The sequence below is a fragment of the Pectobacterium sp. F1-1 genome (genome assembly GCF_025643735.1).
In the GTDB taxonomy this organism is placed as follows: Bacteria; Pseudomonadota; Gammaproteobacteria; order Enterobacterales; family Enterobacteriaceae; genus Pectobacterium; species Pectobacterium colocasium.
Genome location: NZ_CP104733.1, coordinates 1,837,043 through 1,863,664 on the forward strand (window position 1 = coordinate 1,837,043; position 26,622 = coordinate 1,863,664).

General features: G+C 41.8%; 27 protein-coding genes, 1 tRNA gene and 1 pseudogene. 17 read left to right on the forward strand and 12 right to left on the reverse strand.

Annotated features, from left to right (window positions below; genetic code table 11):
• The first annotated feature begins 2 nt into the window (after nucleotides 1-2).
• A complete protein-coding gene (locus NAL19_RS08075; protein WP_263059361.1) occupies nucleotides 3-1,889 on the forward strand; it encodes a phage tail protein in 1,887 nt (628 codons plus the stop codon).
• A 42-nt stretch (nucleotides 1,890-1,931) separates the two neighbouring features.
• Here NAL19_RS08075 and NAL19_RS08080 read toward each other — a convergent pair whose 3' ends face one another.
• A complete protein-coding gene (locus NAL19_RS08080) occupies nucleotides 1,932-3,125 on the reverse strand; it encodes an IS4 family transposase (RefSeq protein ID WP_225085167.1) in 1,194 nt (397 codons plus the stop codon).
• Nucleotides 3,126-3,231: 106 nt separating this feature from the next.
• Between NAL19_RS08080 and NAL19_RS08085 the strand changes: the two genes are divergently transcribed.
• The 4 genes from NAL19_RS08085 (at nucleotide 3,232) to NAL19_RS08100 (ending at nucleotide 6,692) form a co-directional block, all read left to right on the forward strand.
• A complete protein-coding gene (locus NAL19_RS08085; protein ID WP_263059362.1) occupies nucleotides 3,232-4,062 on the forward strand; it encodes a site-specific integrase in 831 nt (276 codons plus the stop codon).
• The gene (locus tag NAL19_RS08090) at nucleotides 4,055-5,734 is read left to right on the forward strand and encodes a DNA-binding protein (RefSeq protein WP_263059363.1); all 1,680 of its coding nucleotides are present in this window, start codon (nucleotides 4,055-4,057) and stop codon (nucleotides 5,732-5,734) included. The genes NAL19_RS08085 and NAL19_RS08090 overlap by 8 nt, the downstream gene beginning before the upstream one ends.
• Nucleotides 5,735-5,769: 35 nt before the next feature.
• Entirely contained in the window at nucleotides 5,770-6,159 is a 390-nt protein-coding gene (locus NAL19_RS08095) for a hypothetical protein (protein ID WP_014699398.1), read from the forward strand.
• A gap of 122 nt (nucleotides 6,160-6,281) precedes the next feature.
• Nucleotides 6,282-6,692, forward strand: a complete 411-nt coding sequence (locus NAL19_RS08100) for a hypothetical protein (RefSeq protein ID WP_263059364.1) — start codon at nucleotides 6,282-6,284, stop codon at nucleotides 6,690-6,692.
• 62 nt (nucleotides 6,693-6,754) lie between these two features.
• On the opposite strand, the gene NAL19_RS08105 is transcribed toward NAL19_RS08100, so the two are convergent.
• From NAL19_RS08105 to NAL19_RS08120, 4 genes are all read right to left on the reverse strand, one after another.
• Nucleotides 6,755-7,126 (reverse strand): hypothetical protein, encoded by a 372-nt coding sequence (locus NAL19_RS08105; RefSeq protein ID WP_263059365.1) that lies wholly within the window; start codon nucleotides 7,124-7,126, stop codon nucleotides 6,755-6,757.
• Nucleotides 7,127-7,138: 12 nt separating this feature from the next.
• A complete protein-coding gene (locus NAL19_RS08110) occupies nucleotides 7,139-7,960 on the reverse strand; it encodes a DUF4755 domain-containing protein (RefSeq protein WP_263059366.1) in 822 nt (273 codons plus the stop codon).
• 321 nt (nucleotides 7,961-8,281) lie between these two features.
• Nucleotides 8,282-9,676 carry a relaxase/mobilization nuclease domain-containing protein gene (locus NAL19_RS08115; protein ID WP_263059367.1) on the reverse strand — a complete coding sequence of 465 codons (1,395 nt, stop codon included), beginning with the start codon at nucleotides 9,674-9,676 and terminating at the stop codon, nucleotides 8,282-8,284.
• The gene (locus tag NAL19_RS08120; RefSeq protein WP_263059368.1) at nucleotides 9,645-10,022 is read right to left on the reverse strand and encodes a hypothetical protein; all 378 of its coding nucleotides are present in this window, start codon (nucleotides 10,020-10,022) and stop codon (nucleotides 9,645-9,647) included. Before NAL19_RS08120 ends, NAL19_RS08115 begins: the two co-directional genes overlap by 32 nt.
• A gap of 313 nt (nucleotides 10,023-10,335) precedes the next feature.
• Between NAL19_RS08120 and NAL19_RS08125 the strand changes: the two genes are divergently transcribed.
• Nucleotides 10,336-10,584, forward strand: coding sequence for a hypothetical protein (locus NAL19_RS08125; protein ID WP_263059369.1), 249 nt, complete (start codon nucleotides 10,336-10,338; stop codon nucleotides 10,582-10,584).
• Here NAL19_RS08125 and NAL19_RS08130 read toward each other — a convergent pair whose 3' ends face one another.
• Nucleotides 10,585-10,791 carry a hypothetical protein gene (locus NAL19_RS08130; RefSeq protein ID WP_263059370.1) on the reverse strand — a complete coding sequence of 69 codons (207 nt, stop codon included), beginning with the start codon at nucleotides 10,789-10,791 and terminating at the stop codon, nucleotides 10,585-10,587.
• Between the two features lie 701 nt (nucleotides 10,792-11,492).
• On the opposite strand from NAL19_RS08130, the gene hxsD reads away from it, so the two are divergent.
• The 5 genes and pseudogenes from hxsD (at nucleotide 11,493) to NAL19_RS08155 (ending at nucleotide 15,346) form a co-directional block, all read left to right on the forward strand.
• A complete protein-coding gene (gene hxsD, locus NAL19_RS08135; protein ID WP_015730161.1) occupies nucleotides 11,493-11,768 on the forward strand; it encodes a His-Xaa-Ser system protein HxsD in 276 nt (91 codons plus the stop codon).
• Entirely contained in the window at nucleotides 11,765-13,159 is a 1,395-nt protein-coding gene (gene hxsB, locus NAL19_RS08140) for a His-Xaa-Ser system radical SAM maturase HxsB (protein ID WP_263059371.1), read from the forward strand. Before hxsD ends, hxsB begins: the two co-directional genes overlap by 4 nt.
• Nucleotides 13,152-14,364 (forward strand): annotated as a pseudogene (locus tag NAL19_RS08145) (radical SAM protein). The gene hxsB and the pseudogene NAL19_RS08145 overlap by 8 nt, the downstream one beginning before the upstream one ends.
• On the forward strand, nucleotides 14,361-15,017 hold the full coding sequence (gene hxsA, locus NAL19_RS08150) for a His-Xaa-Ser repeat protein HxsA (protein WP_263059372.1): 657 nt from the start codon (nucleotides 14,361-14,363) through the stop codon (nucleotides 15,015-15,017). Before NAL19_RS08145 ends, hxsA begins: the two are co-directional and overlap by 4 nt.
• Before the next feature lie 47 nt (nucleotides 15,018-15,064).
• On the forward strand, nucleotides 15,065-15,346 hold the full coding sequence (locus NAL19_RS08155; protein WP_033071217.1) for a hypothetical protein: 282 nt from the start codon (nucleotides 15,065-15,067) through the stop codon (nucleotides 15,344-15,346).
• 181 nt (nucleotides 15,347-15,527) lie between these two features.
• Here the strand turns inward: NAL19_RS08155 and NAL19_RS08160 are convergent, their stop codons facing one another.
• A complete protein-coding gene (locus NAL19_RS08160; RefSeq protein ID WP_263059373.1) occupies nucleotides 15,528-16,112 on the reverse strand; it encodes an aKG-HExxH-type peptide beta-hydroxylase in 585 nt (194 codons plus the stop codon).
• Between the two features lie 216 nt (nucleotides 16,113-16,328).
• Between NAL19_RS08160 and NAL19_RS21805 the strand changes: the two genes are divergently transcribed.
• Genes NAL19_RS21805 through NAL19_RS21815 form a run of 3 tightly spaced genes read left to right on the forward strand, consistent with a single transcriptional unit; the run spans nucleotide 16,329 to nucleotide 17,027 of the window.
• Nucleotides 16,329-16,601, forward strand: a complete 273-nt coding sequence (locus NAL19_RS21805; RefSeq protein ID WP_411561408.1) for an IS1-like element transposase — start codon at nucleotides 16,329-16,331, stop codon at nucleotides 16,599-16,601.
• 35 nt (nucleotides 16,602-16,636) lie between these two features.
• On the forward strand, nucleotides 16,637-16,828 hold the full coding sequence (locus NAL19_RS21810; protein ID WP_411561428.1) for an IS1 family transposase: 192 nt from the start codon (nucleotides 16,637-16,639) through the stop codon (nucleotides 16,826-16,828).
• Between the two features lie 40 nt (nucleotides 16,829-16,868).
• Nucleotides 16,869-17,027 (forward strand): IS1 family transposase, encoded by a 159-nt coding sequence (locus tag NAL19_RS21815; protein WP_411561429.1) that lies wholly within the window; start codon nucleotides 16,869-16,871, stop codon nucleotides 17,025-17,027.
• 228 nt (nucleotides 17,028-17,255) lie between these two features.
• On the opposite strand, the gene NAL19_RS08170 is transcribed toward NAL19_RS21815, so the two are convergent.
• Both NAL19_RS08170 and NAL19_RS08175 read right to left on the reverse strand, forming a co-directional pair.
• Nucleotides 17,256-18,461, reverse strand: coding sequence for an ISL3 family transposase (locus NAL19_RS08170; protein ID WP_263059374.1), 1,206 nt, complete (start codon nucleotides 18,459-18,461; stop codon nucleotides 17,256-17,258).
• A 47-nt stretch (nucleotides 18,462-18,508) separates the two neighbouring features.
• Entirely contained in the window at nucleotides 18,509-19,414 is a 906-nt protein-coding gene (locus NAL19_RS08175; RefSeq protein ID WP_263059375.1) for a hypothetical protein, read from the reverse strand.
• 478 nt (nucleotides 19,415-19,892) lie between these two features.
• Here NAL19_RS08175 and NAL19_RS08180 point away from each other — a divergent pair, with 478 nt between their 5' ends.
• Together NAL19_RS08180 and NAL19_RS08185 are read left to right on the forward strand one after the other, a co-directional pair.
• Nucleotides 19,893-20,378 carry an Hcp family type VI secretion system effector gene (locus NAL19_RS08180; protein WP_263059376.1) on the forward strand — a complete coding sequence of 162 codons (486 nt, stop codon included), beginning with the start codon at nucleotides 19,893-19,895 and terminating at the stop codon, nucleotides 20,376-20,378.
• A 218-nt stretch (nucleotides 20,379-20,596) separates the two neighbouring features.
• The gene (locus NAL19_RS08185; protein WP_263059377.1) at nucleotides 20,597-22,378 is read left to right on the forward strand and encodes a hypothetical protein; all 1,782 of its coding nucleotides are present in this window, start codon (nucleotides 20,597-20,599) and stop codon (nucleotides 22,376-22,378) included.
• A 391-nt stretch (nucleotides 22,379-22,769) separates the two neighbouring features.
• Here the strand turns inward: NAL19_RS08185 and NAL19_RS08190 are convergent, their stop codons facing one another.
• The gene (locus NAL19_RS08190) at nucleotides 22,770-23,411 is read right to left on the reverse strand and encodes a hypothetical protein (RefSeq protein ID WP_119158493.1); all 642 of its coding nucleotides are present in this window, start codon (nucleotides 23,409-23,411) and stop codon (nucleotides 22,770-22,772) included.
• A 368-nt stretch (nucleotides 23,412-23,779) separates the two neighbouring features.
• Here NAL19_RS08190 and NAL19_RS08195 point away from each other — a divergent pair, with 368 nt between their 5' ends.
• On the forward strand, nucleotides 23,780-24,907 hold the full coding sequence (locus tag NAL19_RS08195) for a PD-(D/E)XK nuclease family protein (RefSeq protein ID WP_263059378.1): 1,128 nt from the start codon (nucleotides 23,780-23,782) through the stop codon (nucleotides 24,905-24,907).
• A gap of 136 nt (nucleotides 24,908-25,043) precedes the next feature.
• On the opposite strand, the gene NAL19_RS08200 is transcribed toward NAL19_RS08195, so the two are convergent.
• Together NAL19_RS08200 and NAL19_RS08205 are read right to left on the reverse strand one after the other, a co-directional pair.
• Nucleotides 25,044-26,273: an integrase domain-containing protein gene (locus NAL19_RS08200; protein WP_263059379.1), complete on the reverse strand. Its 1,230-nt coding sequence runs from the start codon at nucleotides 26,271-26,273 to the stop codon at nucleotides 25,044-25,046.
• 217 nt (nucleotides 26,274-26,490) lie between these two features.
• Nucleotides 26,491-26,567: transfer RNA gene (locus tag NAL19_RS08205), tRNA-Pro, on the reverse strand.
• Nucleotides 26,568-26,622: the final 55 nt, after the last annotated feature.

Sequence of the window (26,622 nt, forward strand, 5' to 3'; positions counted from 1 at the left end):
ACATGGCGAATTTGTCAGAGAACCCGCAATGGGTTGACGGCATTTACCAAATCGAAACGTCGGATCCGGTCGTGGGTGGACCGGACGGCGTCTCAAACCGACAGGCTAAAGAATTGGCCAGTCGTACCCGCTATTTGAAAAAAGAGCAGGAAAAAACGGGCAGCGATCTGGCGATACACGCCGCCGCCGCCGATCCGCATACGCAATATGCGCCGAAGGAGAACCCAACCTTTACCGGCACGCCAAAAGCGCCAACGCCTGCAACGGATAGTAATAGTCAGCAAGTGGCAACGACGGCGTTTGTGAAATCTGTTGCTGCGGCGTTGGTGAATGGTGCGCCAGCGGCACTGGATACATTGCAGGAATTAGCGAAGGCGATTGGTAACGATCCGAATTTTTCGGCGACGGTGCTGGATGCTATCGCTGATGTAAAAGCCGAGGCTGCGAATAAACTGAATGCACACAATGCAGCGGCTGATCCACATACGCAATATGCACCAAAAGCGAGCCCAGTATTGACGGGTAAGCCGACGGCACCAACGGCGGCACAAACATCGAATGATACACAAGTTGCGACAACCGCATTTGTTAAAGCGGCTGTTACCGCGTTGGTGAATGGTTCCCCAGCAGCATTGGATACCTTACAGGAACTGGCCAATGCATTGGGCAACGATCCGAAGTTCTCAACGACGGTGTTGAATGCATTAGCGGGAAAACTGGCAAAAGATCAGAACGGTGCGGATATTGCGGATAAGAATCTGTTTATTAAAAATATTGGCGCTGCCCGTGCTTTTCACGGAGCGATAAACATTGGCGGTGATAATGGTGCGTGGAAAACTTCTGATTTTATTGCTTGGTTGAAGAGTCAGGAGGCATTCAACCATCCCTATTGGGTTTGTAAAGGTGGATGGTATTACGCAGGGAATAAAATTATTACCGATACGGGCGTCGGTAATATTCAATTGGCTGGCGCGGTTATTGAAGTGTTTGGAACAGAAGCGGCGATGACTATTCGTATCACTACGCCTTCTACAGTGACTGCCGCTGGGGCAATACCCAATGCGCAGTTTACCTATATTAATCATGGTGATAATTATTCCCCAGGCTGGCGGCGGGATTATAATACGCGCAACTTGCCTACTGCTGCAGATGTGGGGGCGATACCATTTTCCGGCGGTACATTAACTGGGGAACTCACATCCGCTAAGCCTGATAATTATCGCATCAGTTACGGTGATTATGGCGTTTATATGCGTAATGATGGTGCGGCTTTTTATACCCTGCTAACAAATAAGGGAGATCCATATGGCAATTACAATGCCCTGAGACCATTTCGAATTCACCTTGAGTCAGGTGACGTTCAAATGTCCCAGAATGTTGAGGTTGAAGGCATTCTTTCAGAAAAAGGGGCTCGAGTTTATAGCTCAAAAAATAAACCGACTCCTGCTGACATTGGAGCGCTACCTGTCGCAGGAACTGCTGTTGCAGCTACAAAATTAGCCACACCGCGTAAAATCAACGGTGTGGTATTTGATGGTTCGGCGGATATTACTTTAACTCCCGCAAACCTTGGTTTGCGGGAAATCATTGAAACTGGTTCTGGTTCAGGATTCTATTGGAGAAAATACTCAGATCGAGTGATAGAAATTTTTGCGAGAGTAGATGTTATTACAGGAACGAATCAAACCATTTCTTTTCCTGTAAAAACTAACGGGGTGATTTTCATTTTAGCAAATGACTTCGGCGGATATTCGGGTCCAAATGCCTATACGGTAAGACCTTATAATGTAACTGAATCTGGTTTTTCTGTTTATTGGGATCGATTTAATGAGAATGGAGGAGGGAATAAGAAAAGTTTATATTATCATGTAATTGCTAATTCACTTTAATAGGTGGCCCTTATGGGCTGAGGGATCCCCACAAAATCATCGCTAATAAACCAGCACCATGCTTCGGTAGGTGCTGGTGAGTTGGGCTAAAATACTCTCCAGTTTCACCCGCCCGATTATTCGCGGTGAATGCCGCAGTACATTTTCCGCCAGTGTCAAAAACGATATCACTCTTCGACTTTTAAGGCTGTTCGCTTGATAATGAAGATGAAGTCCTTTATTTTCAAAATGATATCCTAATAACCAGAGTACAATGGATGCCAGTGTCGCCAGCAGACTCAGCACCCAAAGCCGCTCACCTGTTTTGCTTCCACAGGCGCGTAAGCCAAAGCCAAATCTCTCACTCTTTTCATCCCGAAAGTTTTGTTCAATCTGCATGCGTCTGCTGTAGAGCTTCATGATTTCACGGGGCTTAAATTCCTCTGTGCTGGTAAATATCAGCCACGGCTCTTTGGCTGAGGCTCGTTGCTCTTTTTCTGTTGTGGGATGGCTCGGTTTCCCTTTGCGACGTTGGCTTTTTCGGCCTTTCGGCGTTTTTTTATAAAGATAAAAATATCCGTTGCATTGCGCTTTTTTTGAACGCGCCAGCGTACCTATTCCCAGATATTCCGCAGATGCCGTTTCCTTGCAGTCTTTCACGCTCAGCCAGTTTTCTTTGTCATGATGAAGGCAAAATTTTACGTTTCCCCGGATGCGGCCAATAAAGTCCCACCCCAGTGATTTGATACGCCGAAACCATTCACTCTGGAAGCCCGCGTCGGTGATGATGATGACTTTCGTTTGCGGAGCGATGGCACTGGCAAGCGCGTCAAGAAAGGCATTCTGTATCAGAACATTGTTTTGCTTTTTCGACGGAACAATCTGGCTTATCAAGGGGATAGCACGACCATCACAGACAAGGCTGGCACGCAGGACATGAAATTCCTGAGAGGGATAGCCACTCCAGTCAACGGCAATAGCACACCACGGCATGTTTTTGGTCATCATGGACGTAATCTGATTAAATATTTTCGGAATATCGTTATAAAGCGCAGAATTTCCCAAAAGGCGGTCAACCCGTTTTATTTTATCTTTCACACGAGCCGCACCGGGCAAATGGCGCCCGATACTGGTGAGCGAAAGCGTCGCACCGTTTATCAACGCAGTGGTTGAGTCAATGAGCGCATTTTGTCGGTATTGATGCGTTGAAGCTAAAGCGTTATGGAAAAAAGTCTGGCATACTTTACGGACAGGCATAGGGTGATCTCATTGAATTTTTTGGCGAAAATCAGTAGATCATAAAACTCTATGCCTGTCTTGTTTTCTGGGGATTCGTCAGCCTGAAAGGGGCCCCTTAACAGATATGGAGCATAAGGGATTAAACAGGGCGATCCACCATGCCGGGAAAAACGGCAGGATCACGCTGTCTGAGTCTGCAATGGCATTGCTGGTCAGCCTGACCGGAAGACGACCCTTGCAAATCACCTCATTAAAATATCAGGACATAAAAGAAGAGAATAATAGTGATTCCGGCTATTTCATCAACTTCCCCAGGATCAAACAGGGGGGCGGATTCAGGAGGACCTTCAGGCTCCTGAACGTTGATAAATATCTGTTTGATATTGTCAGGCAACAGGCAGAGGCGTCGGTAAGCCGGATTGAGAAGGCTATCGGCAGGGCGCTTCAACCGGCAGAAAAAGAGGATGTGCCTGTTTTTCTGTGTGAGTCGCAATGTCGTCTGAGCGAAGGTCAGAATATGACGGCGTTACTGGCGTCGGACAGACTTCATGCTTCCCGAAACGGGGTTAATGATGCACTGATCAGCGTGGTTAATACCGAGCAGGTCATCTCTGAAAGAACCGGTGAAATCATGAAAATAAGTCCCCAACGACTCCGTTATACCCTTGGCACCAGGATGGCGCGTGACGGGTATGATGTGCAATACATTGCAGAGTTGTTAGATCACTCTTCCACGGCCTGTGCCGGGATTTATGTTGAAAATTTACCGGATAGTGTCGTCAGGATTAACGATGCTGTTTCTGACAAATTATCCTTTATTGCCGATGTTTTTCTTGGGAAAGAAAAGCCGAAAGTAAAAAGCTGTTCATCCTGTGCGACAGCCATTCCGTGTCATCAGTGCCTTTATTTCAGACCTTTCACTCACCAGAATAATGACGAGGTGGCGCATGGGTAACGTGACCGTATTCAAATCTCAGGCCGGGTTGAGTGCGGAAAAGAATACCGGTGATTTTATTGCTTTTTGCCGGGATAAGCTGACCGTATTTGGTGCGGATTTAAACTGGCATTCACCTGTCTGGAAAGGCATTGCAACGTTTTGCAAGCTGGGGACGGGGAGAGGCGCAGTCAGCAATGAATGTGCCATGGACAGCGATTTCATTTCTTTTGCCAAAAGCTATATCCGTTACCAGCAGGCGTTACGCCCGGTCAAAAGTCACGGTGCGGCACTCATGGCACTGAGGTGTCTGGAAAAAGCGCTGTTGCAGGTTTGCCGGAATGCCCATATCTATAACACGTCGGTTCTGGTGCTGGATGAAGCGATGCAGACCGCCAGACAGTATTATAAAGATAATGTGTTATACCAGTGTGGCGCACAGCTTGAAAAACTGGCGCAGTTTCTTACGACCCACCGCTTCGTTAGCTGTGGTTTTTTTCGCTGGTGCAATCCGGCTAAACCCGATTTCAAAAATCATTACCTGCCTGAGAAAGAAGATCCGGACAGAAAGCATAAATTACCGGACGAACGGGCTTTACTCGCTATCGCTGAAATTTTTTCACGACCGGATGATGAACTCAGTGAGCGGGATTTGTTTACCACCTCGGTCTTTGCTTTGCTGATGTGCGCACCAAACCGTATTTCAGAAATTCTGGCATTACCGGCAGACTGTGAGATCACCCGGAAAGATAAAAATGGCGTGGAGCGTTACGGGCTTCGCTTTCATGCCGTCAAGGGCTATGGGGCCACTATCAAGTGGGTGCCTGATGTTATGGTGCCGGTTGCCAGAAAAGCGGTCAGCCGGTTACGTCTTCTGTCGGAAAACGCCCGTTCAATAGCGAAACGGGCAGAAAATCAAACATGTTCAGCAAAACCTAAGACTGCTGCACGCTCTGTAAACGAGAAGGTGATGCCGTGTCTGCCTGCGGATTTTCCCTGGTTTGATAAAGAAAAGTCTGTGCGATATAGCAATGCGCTGTGTCTGCTGAACAAATATCAGGGCTGTGAGAAAAGGGAGACGCGGGACGTTCAGATTTGCAGGCCAGCGTATCATTTCTTTGCCTCTGATATTGCAAAGATGAGACCTTCCGGCACGGTGAAGAATATCTTTGCACGTCATGGTTATACCGATGATGAGGGGAACCCCTTATTTCTGCGCTCCCATCAGCCGAGGCACCTTCTCAACACGCTGGCGCATCAGGGGGAACTTTCAGAAATGGAGATCGCCAAATGGTCAGGCAGAGTCAGTGTCATGCAGAACCGTGCCTATAATCATGTCTCTCAGGAAGAGATGCACGAGAAAATCAAAGCGCTGAAGCTGGGGGCTCATGGTTATGCTCTGCCTGTCAGTATTCCGGTTATCACAGAAGAGCCGGATCACGGTGCGGTTCACGTCACCCCCAACGGTTATTGTGTTCATGACTACCTGATGCTCCCCTGCAAGAAATTAGCCAGCACGTTGCATTACGGCTGGGCAGGAGGAATGAACGGGCATGAGCCTGTCAAAAAAATCCGTCAGCACCTTCGGATGGCGAAAAAGGCAGTGAAAGACGCGTATTTTGGTGCGGATAAATGGGTGGCTCACCACGAAGCCGTATTATCTGTTTTAGAGAAAATGCAGAGCAAAAAATGAAAATATCTTATAAAAATTAATCATCAGGAGGCCGTATGGCAAAACATTTAACATCATCAGATATCACAGTCATTAAAAAAACGCTTCAGGGCTGGCAAGGAAAATTAACATGGGAAGCGCTTTGTATCGAAGTTGAAAAATTTATCGGAAAGAAACCCAGTCGTCAGTCATTGAATATGCATAAAGATATCGTGACTGCCTATTTAATGAAAAAGAAAATGATACAGACAAGCCGCGTTGAACCAAAGAAACCCGCCAGCCTGAAAATTGCAGCACAGAGAATACGACATATTGAAAACGAGATGGCAATGCTTGAGCAGCAAAACAACCGTTATAAAGAGCAGTTTTCCCTGTGGCAGTATAACGCCAATAAATATGGGGTGAAATCGCACCAACTTAATGAACCGTTACCTGAAAAAAAGTGACTATAAACGAAAGCAGGTAGCGTAAATATATTTTTACGGGTGCTTGATTTTTAATTTAATGGTGATATTGATACGTTGTCAGGATGACAATATTAATAATTTAAATGCAAGGATGCATAGTTATGAAAAAAATAAATATGAGTTTAATGGAAAGGTATCTGCTGTTGCTGGACAGGTTTGTTGATAAGCTCGATGAATCGGGCTTTTCAGAAGCGGAAATCACCGAGCAGTCTTATCTTTTTTGTGCCGGATTTTATATTAAATATCAGCAGGACATAGAAAATCTGACATTCTCAAACAGAGAAGTGGTGCTAAGCTTTTTGCTTCTCTCTTACTACTGCCATATCGAGAAAATCAGTGATGATTTGATTGATAAAGCTCGTCTGAATAAAGTCTTTCTTTCCATCATCAGTTTCATCATCAACAACGGTGGAAGAACCGAGCGAATCTACGTGCATGAGAAAAAGAAGTATGACGCCAACAGGCTGATAAGAGCCTCAATGAGCGTTAAGAGAAGTGGTTGTAGGATGTGATGAAAAAGCCCGTAGTTTCGACGCTACGGGCTGATGCTTTCCCTGATGTGGCAGTATTTTATTTAAAACACACCGCTTTTCATTTCACTGGCACCGGCAGTGAATTCATACGAACTGACTTTCTCACCTTTAAACGTGATGAGAATTGATTTTTCTTCAATATCCGTTCCGCCAGTCAGTATTCCTACAATCGGAATATATGATGTTGGTTTACTGCGGTAGTTATGCATTGAATAAGACCATTTCTCCTCATCATCTGAGGCGATACGTTTATCCGGCTCACCAAAGGCGGTTAATACTTCTGCCTTGGTGGTTTTTCCTTTTACAATTTTAGCTTTTACGTCTTCCTGCGTTACATTTTTCAGAGTCTGATTACCGAAGGAATAACATCCAGAGAGAGTGAGTGATACCAATACGATGATGATTTTTTTCATGGGTTTTTAACCTTAATTTTCATTGACAACCTGATCGAACACTTCCATCCACTGGTTCATTTGTTTACGCAGGTCATTGAACCCAATCTGAGATTTAAAAGAGCCTTCCTTAGGGAAAAATCTGATGTGCCATTCTGGATTTTGAATATCTCTTACACTAATAAAAAAACCTGTCTCATTTCGGTTTTTTGCCATGCGAACATTATTAATATTTTTAGCAGTAATGCTTAAACCTGCATCTTCAATTTCAACCCCATGACTGATGTTATATTTCCATTCTTTAAGATCATCAAATGAGTAGATCTTTTCATTATTCCCATCTTTGAGGAAAATGAGTCTTTTGTTGCTATCGAGCTTCATTGATGAATTAAGAAGCGTATGACTATAACAACCATCATTATCATCGTTAAAATTATCGACAGTGGCTTGATTGCTTAATTTAAGAATGTAAGAGCCTAATGCCGTGAAAAATAAAATAGCGCAGATTGGGATCCAAAAAAATCCGATAGAGATTAGATCTTCAGTCGTGCCAAAGTGCGAAAGAAACATTGGCAGAGCAAGGGCGATCCAAAGACGCTTCATTTTGAAAAAATTAATAAATTTCATGAAGCCACTGACTTTTTCAGGTGGAGAAATTTTCTTTTTTTGAGGCTGAAGCACGGCTAACGCTTTTTTGTCGCGTCGGTTCGTGAAATACGCCCAAATGAGCAGACCAACACTGACAGGAAGCCAGATAATCCCTGTGAGAACGAATCCACTTTTTCCCATCAATAATGCGATAAGTGCGGGGAGCGATACTGCAATCCAGAAGCGTTTCATAGCAAAAATGCTCATACAAATTTCCTTAATAGCGAATCAATGTGAAAGTCATATTCGTATGAAGCAGTCAGAGACTGAAAATGAGGCGAGGTTTGTCATTGCTGAGCCTATATCGTTAGTTGAATAAGTAAATAGACCAGTTAAATCAGTCTATTATGGGAAAAGGAACAGCTACATTTTGAACAGTTGTGATCAAACAAAGCAAATCGCTTATAACGATCGATGGTTTACTTGCGATAGTCAAAGGCTATCATAAATTAAATATAGATCGTTTATATCGATCGTTAATCTTGTGTTTTTTGTATGAAGAAAGGCTTGCTGGACGGCTTCTCAGCCCTACATTTGGAATGATGATGGGTGCGGTTTTTGCGGAGTTTGGATGGTGGTTTTTGGTGTTGCCGTAATTTCTATCATCTTCACGCCAGTGATGGTGTTGTGTTTTCTGGGGCGTTTGAGCATAGGGATTTTGAGTTTTTTCAACATGCCAAGGATGATGTTGAGGTAGGGAATGGTTTCCAACCATCTGAAGCCGGTCTGAATCATAGAGAGGGGTTTTCTGTGGTGAGCTTCTTTTGCTGCTTCGGTTGTATGCGTTTCTTTAGCATCTACACCAGCTTCTTTTACTGCTTCGGTTGCATACACTTCTTCAGCATCAGCATCAGCATCAGCATCAGCATCAGAGAGAAGCGCTTTGGGATAATTGATAGCGTATTTGCCCTGACCGGCTTCCTTATTGAGGGTAAGCGTTTCGATGGGGCTGTTAACGTCTGCTTTGAAGATTTCAGGGGTATCTATAGCTATGGTCATATCAAGAGCTTCGCTAACCGATGCCTTACTGACTGAGGGCATTTTCAGTTCAAACAGGAAAGCATTATCGCGTTCCGCCTGGTAATCGAGCTTGTCTTGTAGGGTAGACCAGGAATAACATTTACCTAATTGCGAAGCTTTGAAAGCAATCCCAGCATATTCGAATGAAAATCCATTCATCTTTCCGGTAGAAGCGATATTCGGGACTACCGTTATGTTTCGTGCCACAAGCTGTGTCACAAATTCAGTCGTTGATGGTTTACCGGCAAGTAATGCTTCCAAGGCTTCCTGGATTACCGATTTGGGTGATGGCTCTCCTCTATACTTCTCCATCATCGCTTCGTTACGTGACAGCTTTTTAGGTTTTGGTGTTGCGCCCATCGGTTTCTGGGGCGGGGATTTTCTGGATAGCGAAGGAGGGAAGGGCGAAGCTGGGGATGGTGATGCTACCAATTCTGGTCCTTTGGTTCTTAGTGAATAGTCGCGTTCAAGCTGTTGAATGATACGAGTGCTGATGAGGTTTTCATTTTTGCCCAAGTAAAGGCTTCCATTGGTGAGATCGATACGGCTGGCAATAATGTGGATGTGCTGGCCTGCTTCGTCATCATGAAGGACATAGCATCTCAGATGCGTTTCAGAGAAGCCCATTCGGGACATGTAATCATCAGCAATCTCTGACCACTGAGCATCTGTCAGCGCTTCGCTTTTCGGTAACCGAAGTGAATTATGCCAGACGGGTTTAGTAACATCCGGGCGAAGCGTTTTGGTGGTATTGAATTCGGCGATCAGATCTCCGGCTTCATTTCCCAGCATGTTCCCACCAATGACATAAGGTGTGCATTTATGGTGAGAGTCTGGCTTTAATGCGTAGAGAACAACACCAGCGAAGTTTTTACCTCGCTTGATTTTCTGCATTCCCTTCATGGGAAGCACTCCACATATTATCGGTGATCAGATTTGTGCGAAGCTCTGAGATCTGACGCTTCACTGCAAAGAGTTCAGTTTGTGAGAGAGAACTATCATTGCTCTTGCTATCCAGATGAGCGACCAGTCTGTTCAGCTTCTGTGAAATCTCACCAAGGGTTTTCCATGCTTCGAGATTAATAGGGGGGATAATGGCAGGGAGGTTGTGCAGAAACGCCATACGCAGCCATTCACCTTTGCGATGACTGCCACGTCTTTCATTCAGAAGCGACAACTCTTCATTATTTAATCTGACACTGATGCAGTGGCAGCGAAGGATATTATTAAAAGTATTACCAGTGCTCATATGAACTCCTTTTCATATAATTAAATCAAAGCATATTCCTTATGCTTAGACTTACTTATATGACAGAAGCTAACAATGTCAATGCATGGTGTTGATTTTGCTTTTAATTTTTTTCAACCGAAGGGCGAAAAAACAAGGGAGAACTCGGAGAAGCCAGCGTAGCGCTTCGGAGAGTTAGCCCTTGCTTTTGTTATTTATAATTATTTAAAAAAATAATAATAGATCTTTGATGGTTAATTTTTATTTTGATATTGACAATGCTTTTTTAACTGGTATCACTAGTTTATATTAATATAATGTACGAGGGTAATTTATGACTATCGAAGAATTTTGGAACCATGCATTTATAGCTTGTTTAACTAGGCTGTCAGTTGATGAGGCAAAGAAAGAGGCAGATAATGCGTTAAATATATGTATTAAACATTGGAATTCAAATAGGGAGAAATACACTCCTTTTTACAATAAATGGCAAAATCAAAATATTGGGGATGTTTTTATCCCAGATGAAGGGTCACAATTAAAAAACTTCCCCGGATATTTGGATAGTGAAAATAACAAGTAACTAATAAGTATAGCTATAACCTAAATTTTCTAATTCCGCCAATGCCTCATCAAATGAAGTAGCTCTGAATTTTACAACAGGTGGAGAGGACATAACAACAACCCAATACTCATATGATGGCGGTACAAATGGATGACCATTTTCATCAAGTGCCTCTACTCTGATGATTTTTGCAGATGGTTTTCGCGATTTAAATGAACCTATCATATTGTCCTTCTCCTTTAAATAATAAGATGTTAAGTTTTGTCGATACAGTATGCAGGAGTGCTTTTATCCGAATATAAGACTTGGAAAAACCAATAAATTACTATGTTTACTATTCGAGAATTATTACGGCAAGCCTGCAATCTCTTCAATTTCCCACAGCTTTACTGATAGCGTTTAACACTTCCACGCATACAGCATGCTACCATTAATTATCAATTTTAACAAAATAAAAAATCATGATTTTTTGTATGCAACTTGTATATTTTAGCCAAAAAATTAAAAAAATAAATTTTCTTTCCATAAAGAAAATATTGAAGAATAATGGGCGTAATAGATTAACTTTTAACATGAAAATGCTGATACAATCAGCCCAATCTTTCCCAAAGTAGGTCAACATCTTTTTTACTGTGGCTGTCTAGCTTCGCTGACTCTGTAGAACAACACCTTGCCCTGAGCAATCACCTATCCACTGATATGTAACATGTCCTCAACTGGATACGAGTCAAATAAAAATAAATTAATATTATTATCTTGCTATCGTTTTTTTGGATAAAACTATTGGATTAATTATTTTTTAACTCTCAGGTGGATCTTTTTCAATAGTAGAGCTATATCGTATAAGCAGTATTTTAAAAATCATTAGCATAAAAATATTTTACGTCTGTAATTTTTTTAATTGTTATTAATTAGACAGGACAGCAATGTTTATAAAAACTATAGAAAAAACAAATCATTCTGAATGGGTGGTGAGAAATAGTTTGTATTGGATGTCTGCTTACACAAGGTGGCAACTGGGGGCAGATGACAATGACTGGATCGTCTCTTTTGAATCCTTTGATGACACCATCAAGTTTGAATTTGAACGCCTCCTGAATGATTACAAGCTCCGCGAAGCTCATCAAAGCCATACCGGACATATCAGGGCTTCAATCATCTCCACTGTGCTGAGAAGCATTGATGCGAGGCTGACTGAATGAAGCCAATGCCATTTAACTTTGACAGGTTGAATGATGGCAGGGTATTCATCAGCAATCTGGCTGGCTTTCATCACTTCATCACTAACGATGAATTAGAAAGCCTTTCCTGCAATAAATGGTCGCCGGAGTTCCGGTCTAGTGACATTCTGGAAAGTAAGCTGTTCATTGCCGACGATGCTTCCGAAGACCTGGCTTCTGCTTCACTCAGTTCAGGATTTGCTAAACGGCTGATGAGCGATCTGGCTGTCAGACCGATTTTCATGATTGTGCCAACATTGCGGTGCGATCATACCTGCAAGTATTGTCAGGTCAGCCGAGCGGCAATCGGTGCTGAAGGTTACGATCTTGATCCGCTTCTTATCCCTGATATCGTTCAGACCATTAAAAAACTGTCTTCTCCTCCCTATAAAATAGAAGTGCAGGGCGGGGAGCCTTTACTCCGGTTTGATCTGATCCAGGAAATATACGCTGAGTGTGAGAGAACGCTGGGTCAGCAATGCTTTGAAATGGTGATCGCCACAACGCTCTCACTGCTTGAATCGTCCATGATGGATTGGGTTAAAGATCGCAATATCACGTTCTCCGTTTCTCTGGACGGTGGTGAGGATATCCATAATAAAAACCGGCTCCTTGCCGAGGGTAAATCCTATTCAAAAGCCGTTGCGGGGATGCTGGCGGTTCGGGAGCTGCTTGGCGCAGGTCGCGTGGCGACAGTCACGACCGTTACCAAGGCATTGATCCAACATCCGGGTTCAATCATTGATGCCCATCTGGGATTAGGCTTGACGGATATCTTTGTCAGACCCGTTAGCCCTTACGGATTTGCCCATAAAGAAAGCTTCACTTTCTCGATGCAGGAATATTTCGACTTTTACGCCGCGTTAATTGACGAAATTCTGTGGCATAACCAGAAAGGTACTGCTGTGGTTGAACACTCAGCCGCGATACATTTAAAGCGGATTTTCAATCCGGGTTTTAGTGGCTATGCCGATCTGAAATCTCCCAGCGGCGTCGTATTGAACTGTATTCTCTTTAACTATGATGGCCGTGTTTATGGCAGCGACGAAAGCAGAATGCTTCAGAAGGTGAATGCAGATGCTGATTTTAGTGCCGGAGCTGTTTCAGGATTGTCTTTTTCTCAAAGTCCCTACTATCAGTCAGTCCTGAGTTCATCGTTCAATTTTGCTCTACCGGGTTGTGATACCTGTGCTTACCAGCCATTTTGCGGCGCTGACCCTTGCCAGAATATCAGTGTTCAGGGAGAGCCGGTAGGCGACAGAAGCCGCTCCATCTTCTGCCAATATCATAAGGGAATGTTTCGGTTCCTGATGAATGCCATTGCTCAGGATGGGCCTACCGCAACGATGCTGAAAAGGTGGGCTTATGTCTGAGGTGCTAAGAAACGATATCTTCCGTTTTACGGCAAAAAACACGGTTGAAATGGGTTTCTATCGGCTGTGCAAAAAGAAGCCCGTTGACCCACAATTTTTTCTGCCAAATTTACTGATCCAACATTCTTTTGATGATGGTGCGACTGCCCCTTATTATGCAGGCTCTATCGTCAGTAATCAGCTATACGAGTCCGTAGAAGATGGCGATATTGGTGTTGTGAATAATGGCAATATGCTCAGAGTGATTTTGTCTCGCAGAGCAAATCATAATACTGTCCTTGTGACGGAAAGATGTAATAACCGATGCCTGTTTTGTTCTCAGCCACCAAAAACACCCAATGATGACTGGCTTCTTACACAGTCTGCCCTTGCGATTGCGGCATTTAACTTTAATGGGCTTGTCGGGGTCAGTGGTGGTGAGCCGCTGCTATATGGCGAAGAATTTCTCTCGTTTCTTGATTTCGTTATTGATAATGCTCCTGATACCTCTCTGCATGTATTAACCAATGGTCGACAGTTTGCTGATGCTCGGTTTGCTGAAAAGGTGAGGGAACGAAGCAAAAGAATGAACATTACCTTTGGGATCCCGCTTTATTCTTCACGACAGCAAATTCATGATCATCTAAATAGCTTTGCATAATAGCGCTACACTCGCTGAAGACGGCATCCCGTCAGCACTGGCCTCGCACGATGAGAAGTGAAGCATCAATGTGCGAAGTTATTTAGTGGGGAGTGATGGTGCTTTCAGGGACACTGTTAAAGGTTTAATTAACGCTGGAAATTCAGGTATCAACATTGAATTAAGGATCATCCCAACAAAGGCGAATTACCACGATCTTGCTGACGTGGTGGAATATATTGGCAGGGTTTTTTCTAACATCAGTCAGATCTCCATTATGGGATTGGAATCTATTGGCTGGGCAAGAAAGAACTGGGATGAGATTTTTGTCAGCCACGATTCGTATGCGACCTCTCTGTCCTTAGCTACCGACACGGCCAACAGAGCGGGTATCCCGTTGGTGATATTCAATTATCCGCTGTGTCACCTGCCTGAGTCTTTATGGGATTATTCAACACAATCTATTTCTGACTGGAAAAACTACTATCCAGAAGCGTGTGATTCATGCAGTAAAAAATCATCCTGTGCTGGTTATTTCTCCTCATCAAAAGGCCGTTTTCATCAAATGCCGAGACCAATACTATGAAAAGATTAAAGTTAGCCGCTTTATTACCTGGGTTTTTAGCACTCAATAACTCTGTGTGGGCCAGTGATGCAGCGATGAATATTGAAGAGTTTGGCTACTCTCCATTAAATGATCACGACCTTGTGCTTGCACCACTCAATACCGAAGTGCCTTTTTATATTGCCGGTCACCGAAGCCACAGCTCTCATCGTAGCCACAGTTCGCACAGCTCCCACCGTTCTTCATCCGGTGGTGGATATTATGGTGGTAGTGCTACACCATACTACCCTCGCAGCAGTGATTCATCTTCCGGGAGTAGCGGCTCAGGAGTGACGTCATCACCGTCTTCGCCAGCGGCATCTTCACCTTCAACGAGAGCGCTTCGTCCTGAAACCGGAAATTCTGTAAGTTCTTCAAGGTCTAGAACGAGCCAAAATACCAATACCTCCATGAATGGTGTCTCTTCCGATCAGGAAAAAAGACGCAGGCTTATCATGCGTGTGCAATTTGCCTTGTTTGATAAAGGCTATTATGAGGGCATCATTGATGGCGTTATGGGGCCGGGAACCCGATCTGCTATAAGAACATATCGAATTAATAAAGGTCTCCCTTTACCAGCTACTGAAACGTTAGATACCCAGTTGCTGAATTCATTGGGGGTTTTGGCTCGGTGAAATATATTTACTATTTTCGTCAATTAAATAATGTAATGAGGTGAGAAATGGCTCTTTTATCACAATCAGATTTAAAGCATACATATAGTTGGACAGCATTAGGTAATGATGATCCGAAAAAGACAGGAAAGCCAGATAGCACATTGCTTAACCGACATGAAGGATATGAAGTCCTTCCATTTATCAATAGATTTGCTGAGAAACACTCTTTAAAGAATAAGGCGATTGGTCTTAAAGTAGAAAAGATGATCAGAGAAAATCTACCAGGTGATGTCCGTAGCCATAAAAATGTAATTGCTTGGTTAGAGAATAACTGGAATAACTATTGATTTTTAGATGACAGCTATAAACATAGCTGTCATCTAATTTATATTCTGCTTTATCGATTGTTGTTAATTGTTTTTATAAAAATAAATTTTATGCCGAGCATACCGACTACTACTGCTCAATAAGATAGCGCTCCTATAAAGAATAAACATATTGTCGGTTAAATTAAATATGTTATCTTGACTATAAGTCAGAAAAACAGAGTGTTGCGAGTCTACTGCCTTCCTTTGTTAAGGCCTTGCTTGTAAATATATGCTCAGATTTTTCTAATTCGTTAGTTATAGAAATTATTCTTCTTTCTATGAAATTACTATTTTTCACAGATGAGTTGTTCATTGTAATCCAGTATTTTCTGATGTTTGAGAAAACATAAATGGCATGAAGTAGGCCTCTTTCATTTCTACCTTCACCTTTCCACGGAGAATAAAAGTGGTTAGATAAATACTCTTCGTGAAACAATGGAATGTGTTTTTCAATACAAGTTAGTTGAAGATGTAAAGTTTCGTGAATAACACTTTCTGTGAATCTTTCTAAACGATTCGCTTCTTGAATCGATGGTATAGAGCAAAAAATATCAAAAGGCATATCTGGGTCACTGAAACTAACGTCATTATTTGGTGCCGATAAAATTGGATGAAATACCAAGGCAAATGACGAAATGGAGCTTTGTAAGTTTCTGACGCATGTAAGGCTTTCATACATCTGCAATGCTAAATCATTGAATGAGCTATACTGGAAATTCTCTTCCTCTACAAAAGATATACCCATCGATTCCCATGCTATTTTTTCTGATTCAGACAGAAATTTTGGATGTATATAATCTATGCCCGGTTTTTTTAAAAAAAATTCTTTGTCTGAATTATTTTGGGGTTGGGTCGTATTTTTTATAGTATATCCAGCATGATCCTCACATAAGGATAAAAAAATAGGGTGGTGCCTCTAATTAGTTGAATTGATATATAATGACCGCTTTGAGGTTTGCTCATGGCCAGCGTTAATGTTCATTGTCCTCGCTGTCAGTCTGTTCAGGTTTACCGTCATGGACAGAACCCTAAAGGTCGTGACCGGTTTCGCTGTCGTGACTGTCACCGCGTGTTTCTGCTCACCTATACCTATGAAGCGCGTAAGCCCGGTGTCAAAAAACAAATTACCGAAATGGCATTCAACGGCGCCGGCGTTCGTGATACAGCCAGAACACTGAAAATCGGTATTAACACCGTCATTCGCACGTTAAAAAACTCGCGCCGAAGCGAATAACTTCCTCTCCGGTCGCTCATGCCGATGTAGCACTTATCTGTGAGCTTGATGAGCAATGGAGCTTTGTCGGCAATAAAGCCCGGCAGCATTGGCTCTGGTATGCATACAACACCAAAACAGGTGGCGTTCTGGCTTACACGTTTGGACCGCGCACGGATAACACCTGCCGTGAACTTCTGGCTCTGCTGACGCCGTTTAACATCGGTATGATAAATAACCAGCGATGACTGGGGCAGTTATGCCAGAGAACTCCCGAAAGATAAGCATCTGACAGGAAAAATCTTCACTCAGCGTATTGAGCGTAACAACCTGACACTGAGGACACGTATTAAACGTCTGGCCCGTAAAACAATCTGCTTCTCGCGTTCGATAGAATTGCATGAAAAAGTCATCGGGGCATTCATTGAAAAACACATGTTCTACTAATTGGATGCATTACCATATTTAGTGGTTATTATATTGGTTTTTAAATCATCAGATAAATCAGCATAACCATATAAATCGTCTAGGTTTTGATATGAACGCCATAATATAAATGGCCGATCAACTATCTTAATTCTCGATGAGCTAGAGTCAAACTCAAAAACAATAGGTTTTATAGATATTTTTACTTGAAGATCAACGGATTTTCGCAAGGCCTGTCTTAATTTTGGTTCATCGCGCTTTACCGGGGAACGCTGCTTTAATTTTCAGGAAGAAGTAGTCGTTATCCCGGTATCCATAAGCCATTCGCTTTAGTACCTTGATTTTGTTATTCATCCCCTCCAGCACACTCGTATTCAGACGATGTTCAGCACTGGCGATTATCCCGCTCACGTAGCCCTTGAGCTTATCTGCGAACTGCTGCAGCGCTTTTATATCGCTCTCCTGAGACTGCCTGTACCATTCATCCCAGCGATGCCGGGCCACCTCCTTATCCGGCGCATACCACAGCTCTTTCAGCGCAGTTTTCATCACGTACACGGTGTTCAGCGGCTGGTTGGCCTCCAGCAACTCTGCCAGCTTTACATCATGACCTGCTGGCAGATTTTCAGCGTTACGCAGCAACAGCCAGCGGCTGCGCTTGATAACCTTCCGGGCTTTCGCGTTGTCACGTAGCTGATTCGCCTGGTCAACCCGCCCCCTGTCGATGACCTCGCGACCGAACTTCGCCACCACGTGGAACAAATCATAGACCACTTCCGCCTGTGGGCATTGCTCCCTGACTTCAAGGTCCAGCGCCGTGTTCATGTCCATTGCGACAGACTCGATAGCCGCGCAGCCTTCCGGTCCCAGCCAGGTGAAGAACGGGCGGAAGGCCGCGCGGCTGCGACCTTTCCCGACCCACAGCACCTGCTGCGTATCAGCGTCCACGACCACAGTGGCATAGCGATGGCCTTTAAACAGGGCGAACTCATCCATTATCAGGCGGCGAAGTGTATGTCGCTCTGGCTCCTGCAATTCCCGACGCAAACGGCGGAGGTCGATATTCTTGATGGTGTGCCAGTGCAGGCCTGTCAGCTGTGCTACGTGCTTCACGGGGAGTAGACGGCTAAGAGACTCAACCCAGACGGATAATGTAGAGGTGTAACGCTGCCTCTCAGGCAACCAGGAGATACGTTCGGTGGCAACACCGCAGCAGGCGCAGCGAAGACGACGAACAGGAACCAGAAGGGTGACGCGCCAGTGCAGCAAATCCCGCTCACGAACCTGACGTACAGAGACATCATGAACGGCACAGTCTCTTCGGCCACACCGGCGGCACTGGGGTGCAAAACGGGGGTCTGGGCGAAGCGTAATAAGCAGCGCATCAGATGAGGAATGGGAAAAGGAGTCAACGGTAAAGCCTTCCCAGAAAAGGGAAGAGAGGTTAGCATTCATGGCAGACGGCGGTTGAGTGGTCGGTTAGTGTTTTGGCGAATACAAAACTAACCACTTTTACCGCCGTTTTCTATTGGTTCACGCTTAAGCGCGATGAACCAAAAATTTGCACCGATAACTTTAGATTCCCTCTGTGTATTATTTACTTGTTCTAATTCACAAGCCTGAAAACACAACTGCTGAACTAAAAAAATGCTTCCATTACACTTCTCAACAACATCTGATTTAAATTTATCATCAAATTTAATGTTAAGTAATCTTTCGCTATTCTTAAATAATTCATATACATCATTTTTCTCCCAACGATCAGCATTAATGGAAACAATTCTTCCAGCTAAGTCACCATTGAATGTTGTAAGCTTATCTTCCTCCAGCCATACACCAACTATTATGAAACAAAGTTTAGATGACTCATGAAAAGCCTTTAATGCTACTGAGAAATCAATTTGAGTTTGTTCTGGAAGATAATGAAAATCTTCAATGACTATGATTTTATCAAAATTAACTTCATCTAAGGAGGTGATAATATCGTTTACATCTTCAGGATCTAGTTCAATATTTTTTTTATTAATGGTTTTTGCTGTATCGCCATTTACATCTAGTGATGTTTTGCTGATAAAAGGAATATTTATTCCTATTTTAACTTTAGCTGTTCCTTTTAATGTTTTGGACTGTGATGTTGAAACTTGATAACCAATTTTTTTTAAAATCGCGACATGAATATCTTCCAATCTCCAATTGTTAGAACAGGTAATGTCGATATAATCATTTTGAAGAAGATTCTTTTTCCTTAAAGATGTTTTACCTTGTTTTGAACTACCATAAATTACAACATGTGTCTCTTGAGTTAGTGCATCAATAAATTTATCGTCAATATCTTTTCTTATGACATAGTTCTCGGGAAGATCTCTTGATGTCTTAAAAACAGATGAAATTGTGCTACCTTGCTGCATGTAGACCTCTAATGTTTTTATTTGTGATTGATTTTTAATGCGCTGATTATTTTCATTTATATCATGTGATTACATTGACGTTTCGAGCTAAATGAAGATATACCATCTGATTGTAAGACTACTAACAAGTTCTATTTACTAAGATAATTCGCTTAATCAACATCTGCTTCTGGGAGTTAATTGCCTGCCATCGCTAACTGACCTCCAAAGCCTAATTTATGTAGTGTTTTAAATGGTTTTCAACAAAAACATTACGAGGCTCAACTTCACTACCAAGAAGCTGCTTCTTAAATTCGTATATTAGGGTTATTTCGTTCTCAGTCAATGGGGAGCGTCCATCATAGTTTACGAATGAGAAAATCGATTCGCTGAGCTCTTTGATATCCATATTATCCTAATCATTATAATTGCATCAATGGTCTTGAGTGTTCATTAACGATAATATACAAAGCGCAAAACCATTGAAAAGGAAATTTATATGGCTAATTATGCATACATGACTATCGAAGGTAAATCACAGGGATTGATTTCTGAGGGTTGCTCCACATTAGAATCTATCGGTAACCGATATCAGGCAGGGCATACGGATGAAATCATGATCTTGGCTTTTAACCATATGATGAGCAATGACGGTCATGCAGTCCATAATCCGATCACCCTGGTAAAACCTATCGATAAGTCAACGCCGTTACTGGCAATGGCATTGAACGAGCAAGAGAAGGTCAAAGTGCAGCTCGACTTTTACCGCACGACGCAACATGCCAAGCAAGAGAAGTTTTTCTCCATTCAGATCAATGATGGACTCATATCAGATATCAATCTCGTCATGCCTAACATCATTGATGATGGGGCTGGTCTGATATTGGAGCATATCTCTATCAGGTATAAAGATGTGACATGGACGCATCACAAGGCTGGGACGTCTGGTTATGCATTGTGGGAAATGACGAAATTCATGAACTAAAAAAGCGCAGGGAAGACCTGCGCTTATCTTATGTTAAGTGGGAAAAGCGCGACTAGTGCGATTTTCTAAAAGTTTGGCTCTGCACCTTTCCGGGATGCCCCACTGACAAAAGGCCGAGCCGTTTTTTTCAGAATCAGTGGCTTTTATGTTTTAGCAACCGATTAAAATAAGTTAGTATCAACATACTATAGATATTTTTTAGCTAGGAATCAAGAAGAATGCGTATCGATACCCGCTTGGATAGGGACGGCCTGACAGTTAGGCAGTTGTTTTTTATTGAATGCTGGGCCAATTTGAGCCATAAAAATAGTATAGATACCGATCGTGTAGGATTTAATAACGTATTAAATTCTTTACAAGAAATTGATTTCCTATATGAGTTCGGTAATAAATATGGAGGGGAGAAAAAAAGAGAAAGAGCAGTAAGTGAGTTTTTGGAGATCTTAATTCAAGACGAGCTTTTGAATGACTCTATTTTTTTGAGCCTCAATATGAAAATTACCAGTCTTTTCACGAAGCCAGGATTAATAAAAGATCCTAATAAAAGCCCCGTCGAAAAGCAAAAGAAACTATTTCAGAGTTTATGTAAACAATTGAGATTAATCATTGAAAATGATTATGTTGATCTGGCAGCAGATAAGATAAAATCCATTGTAGATAAGAGTGAGACACCTAGCGATGATGAGTTAATGAAGCTATATAACAAAATAAATAACCTAATGAGCGTTCTTTTAACCAAGGGCATGCCATTAACTGAGTGTTATTTATTGTATAATAATATTTTATTGAAGAATGACAAGGGGAGTTTCGACGAGCGTTATCAATCTTGGCGAAGCAAAATTTCTCAAAAGCCCTCAAATCATACAGTGATGTTCATTCTTGAAAATGATGTATTACACGACCTTTTATCTGGAAATGATCAACCTATAGCATTCAATGATTGTCAGTTTAAAATTATCGACACTGAAAAAGGAAAAAAATACATTCAAGTAAAAATAGAGACTAAAGCTATAACACAGTTATCGGCTAGAATAAAAGCTGATCAGATACTAGTCGAATCACTTGATGTTATTGCATATATGATAGGCAAGGGGAAAATAGAAATAAAAAATAAGTTCAGTGTCAAAACAGAAGGAGAGGATGTTAATATAATTAATCATTTTGATAATGAAATCAATGTTAACTCCGATAGATTAACAAAGGACGAATTTACACATTTCATAAAATCCATGGATGTCTTATTTAAAAACGCGACTGTGGAGTCGAGAAAAAAAATAAGTTCTGCATTTCATTTTCTTAGAAATGGTATTAACAACATTTCAAAAGAAAGTAAATTTACGTCATATTGGTCCGCTCTTGAATCTTTAACCTTAGGGGTATCTCAAGATGAAATAAAACATGATGAGCATGTTATTCTTTCTGTAGTCCCATGCATTGGTCTTGATTATGTTGTGAAGCAAATGTTTGCGTTAAGAGGTATTATAAATTATCTGAATATTGAGAGTTTCTCCGAGGGTGAACAATCTTATGATTTTATAAATATAACTTTAGGTGATCTTTATCTACTTTTAAAAAATGATAATGTTTGTAATTATCTGACTCTCCAAATGTTGGAGTATCCTTATGCTTTATTTTCTTTAAATAAGATGATTAATCTGTGCAAAAACCCATCGTCAATGGGGGCTAAAATAGATAGCCATACTAAGAAGGTAACACTACATATACATCGGTTATATATTTTAAGAAACTCTATTGTTCACAATGCTGAGTCTAACCCAAATATTACTTTCCTTACATCAAATCTTGAACACTATCTCCGTGGTACTATTAATGCAATGTATTACATTGCATTACTACTTCCTAGTGTTTCCTCTCCAGAAGAAATATTTGTAAGGTGTAATTTTTTGTTTAAATCAATACAAGATAACCTCGTGAAAGTTAACAATGAAGGTGGACCCTGTGACAATAATTTAGTTGAGTGGCTTAATTTGCATAAATAATATCCTTAACTATCTAATTTGTTATTTTTAATCTGATTAAAGGCATTATGGTATAGGTATAATAATTATGAAATATAAAATTCATGAGTATGAAAATTTATGAATATAAAAATTCAATAAACAGTAAAAACTGTATCCAACCTTCACTCGTTGCCCAACATAGAACTCTGCCTTATTTTTTTAGAAAAAATAAAATTATCTTCGCCGATTATACCAGTCACAAAACTTCCCAAAGATAATCATCAGGATGATAGCTATAACTAGATGATAAACCTTCTCACTCCATGGTGCATAACCAACAAATACAATATAGCAGATCCAGAAAAAACAAAGTGTCAGCAGTAAAAATCCTAACTGATAGGATAAAAATAATAAAACTTTCTTGATGATTTTAAGCATGAGATTTAATCTTTTCTCCTACTTTATCAATCAATGCATTAAACATATGATCGCCATATATTCTTTTCACTTTTAGTGATTCCATGATTGGCTCCACCATTGGTTCGATTAAAAAGAATAAAAAATCAAGATCGTCTTTTCTTAGTGCGTAATAGACCTCTGGGTTTTCGGTGTTCAGGCTTCTTGAGCGATATATTGATCTCTCTGCCATTCCGCCACCTAACAATATGTAATATGAAAACACAGAGGGTATGCTCGCAAGATTTCCAATACGGGTTGCTAACTGCAATACTACCTGAGATACAATGACACTTCCGGTCATCGCACCCGCTGCGCCGTGGTAAATATTGCGTTTCTGCGACTCAGACGTGTGCTTGTTGAAGCTATCAAAGATCCTCTTTACAGTTTCATAGACCTTATCGCGTGAAAGAATTCCTCTGTGTATGGCACGGATCATTCTTTCCATTTCTCGTGACCGTGCATATCGGGTATCCGTATCAAGGAATGAGTAGGTGAGATAGCCAAAATTTTTGCTGACTTCACCTATCCCTGACCCTATGCCTCTGTAAAATTCACCGGTTGTAAACAGAAGAACTATTTCATCAGCCAGTTCATCCAGATCTGCTTCAGTCATTGTCATTCCATCCATGAATTACATGATTGCGTTACGATTGATTGTAATGCAATCAACTAATGAGCGGAATACATTCTTATTATATTAATAGTTTGCTATCTATTTAGTGAGGATAACTGCTATTTGGTTTAGCATAGTTGAAGGTATGCTCTTGTCTAAAAAAACAATGTAAAGAGCGGTTATTAGAGTGGATGTGTTGATTTTCAGATATAGATAACCTTTAGATCGTGAATAACTCAATGAATTTTTAACGAAAGACGGTATTATCTATGTCACTGACTCAAAGAATTCACTGGTCAGTAACTGAGCGTAGAAAATGACTGAGTTACAGAAACTATTTTTATGATTGAATTATTATATGAGGGATTATGAGCGGAAATATTTTTCCAGATGATTTCCTGGAACAACTTAGCAAGATAACGATTAAAGAAATCCCTGAGCCTAACTTCTTTGATGTAGGTGGATGTGGTTATTTTGAAAACCCTACATCAGATTTAATGGCATTGTTTATGGGAGGTCATGAAAAAGTAACGCCATGGCTGTTGAAGGCATTATTAAAAGTATTAAAAATAGATACTGAGAATATGGATTTTTCGTCACTCACTGCCGAGAGAGAAGTTGGCTGTGAGGATGGAGAAAGAATCGATATCGTAATATGCCATGACGATTTTATAATCGGCATAGAGAATAAAGTCATCTCTGGCATTAACAATCCGTTTGATAAATATGAGGAGCAACTTAAAAAATACATTAATAATAATCAAGATGTATATAAGTGCATACTTAAGCCATCATGGAATAAAAGCTCAGTAAATAATGATTGGAAGGTTATTACCTATACTGAGTTGACTGATATGGCAATTTCCCTTCTGGGTCAGGATATGATTAATGAACCATTAAGTAAATGGACGATTTTCTACAACGAATTTTTATCCCATCTATCTGCATTGAGTGAGGAAGAAATGAGTGATTTATTGAGTAATGAACAGTCTGATTTTATTACGGAAAATTTTGGAAAACTTATAAAAGCTAAACAGCTTTTAGAGGCGTTTGAAAATACTATCTCTCAGGAAGGGAAAAGTGTCATTTCCAAAGTTCTTCCTGACAGCAATATCACCAATCGTATGAATAATTGGGATGAGGATTATAAAGCATTGCACTTTTATCCAAGTGAGTGGGGATACGATAAGACGTATATGAGTTTAGTGTATAGACCAGAGAGCAATGGGGATGGAATTGAATTTTATGTCAATGCTGAAATTAATAAAAATCAATATCCCGATATAGCCTATCTCAAGGATGAAGTAGAAAAGAGCATAGCCAAGAATGATTTCATACCGAGTGCAAGTAATGAAGATTACTCTGTCTCTTCCTCAAAAAATGGAGCCAATCTTTCTCTCAGTTTCTGGGGGCTATCGAAAGATAAACAGGGAGCAATGACATTGCTGCATGATATGACTGTGTGGGTGAATGAAAAAATAAAATCTGTCCTGTAAATGCGGCTTTTTTTGCACGATATGGGCTACTTTCCTACAAAATGTAGCCCATCTACGTTGAACCGCGTGCCTGAAAAAGCCCCAACGACCATGAAAGGGCTAAAAGGGTAGTGGTTATTGCTTCCTGTTGGCAAATTTAGCCAGCGACAGAAACGATGCTTGTTTTACCATATGAAGCTGACTCAACATGCTCTCCCCACCAAGCCATCATTTCTCTGCGCTGTTCAAGATACTGCGCCCTGTTATAGGCTCTCCTGACTTCATTAGTATCGATATGCGCTAACGCAGCTTCGATCACATCAGGTGGAAATCCTTTTTCATTGAGGATGGTCGAGGCAATGGCTCTCATTCCATGAGCTACAAGCATATCTTTGAAGCCCATACGTTTGAGAGCCATGTTTGCTGTCTGGCTGTTCATTGGCTCAAGTGGGTTACGATATCCAGGGAAAACATAATCCCTGTGCTTACTAATGGGCTTCATAACTTCCAGAATCCCCAGCGCTTGCTCTGAGAGCGGGATAATGTGCTCACGTTTCATCTTCATGCGACCGGCAGGAATACGCCATTCTTTTGCGTCAAAATCGATTTCATACCAGCGCGATTCGGCGGCTTCGGCTGGTCTGGTCATGGTGAGTAATTGCCATTCGATAAGACAACGGGTTTGTCTCCCAATGCTGGCAAATGACAGTGTTTTCATCAGAAGTGGTAATTGCTCTGGCAAGAGGGCAGGGCGATGCTTCACCTTCGGCTTATGAAAAGTGCGTCCGATTCGGGCGGCTGGATTTACTGAGACCAGACCAGAGTTGAGGGCATAATCCATGACTTCATTGATACGCTGACTCAGACGTTTAACAGTTTCAAGTCTGCCTGCGGCATGAGTGGGTTCTAACGCTCCAATAAATCGTTGAGCCGTGATGTTAGCAATCGGCATAGAGCCAATGTGTGGGAATACATACTTGCTCATGGAGCGCCAGATATCGTTCAACGTATGTGTTGCCAAACCTGCTGATTCTTTAGTTTTAAACCATTCGGCAGCAACTTTTTCAAATGTGTTCTCTGTGGCATTCTTTTGCCGTGATTGCTCTGCTTGCTTGTGCTCCTGCGGATCAACGTCTTTGCCAAGAAGAAGGCGTGCATCTTCACGAAGCTTACGCGCTTCGGCAAGAGATACCGAAGGGTAAGCGCCAAGGCTAATCATTGCACGTTTGCGAGTGAAGGGTTTGTAGTAGCGAAAACGCCAGAGCTTTGAACCACTCGGAGTGACCTGTAATTCTAAACCGTCTCCATCGTAGAGGATGATAGCACGGTCAGTTGCCTTGGCGCTTTTGACCTCAGTATTGTTCAGGGGCTTTGTCTGACGTGCCATATCGCTCTCCAATCAAATCCGCAAAGCTGTTTAGGCATAGGATTGAGGCTACATGTTGCGTCGTATGCCTATATCTATGCCTAAAAAGTGTGGATTTCAATGTATCAATATGGAATTCAGTAGACAACAGAAAAACAGCGGGTTTATGCAACCTGCTGTTTAATCTGTTATTTATAGTCTTGTCTGGACTTCAATAGACAAAACGTTGGGGGAAATTTGGTCGGCACGAGAGGATTTGAACCTCCGACCCCCGACACCCCATGACGGTGCGCTACCAGGCTGCGCTACGTGCCGATGCTATGGGCATTTATACTACCTTTTCCTGACCTTATTGCAATAGCCTGATGGA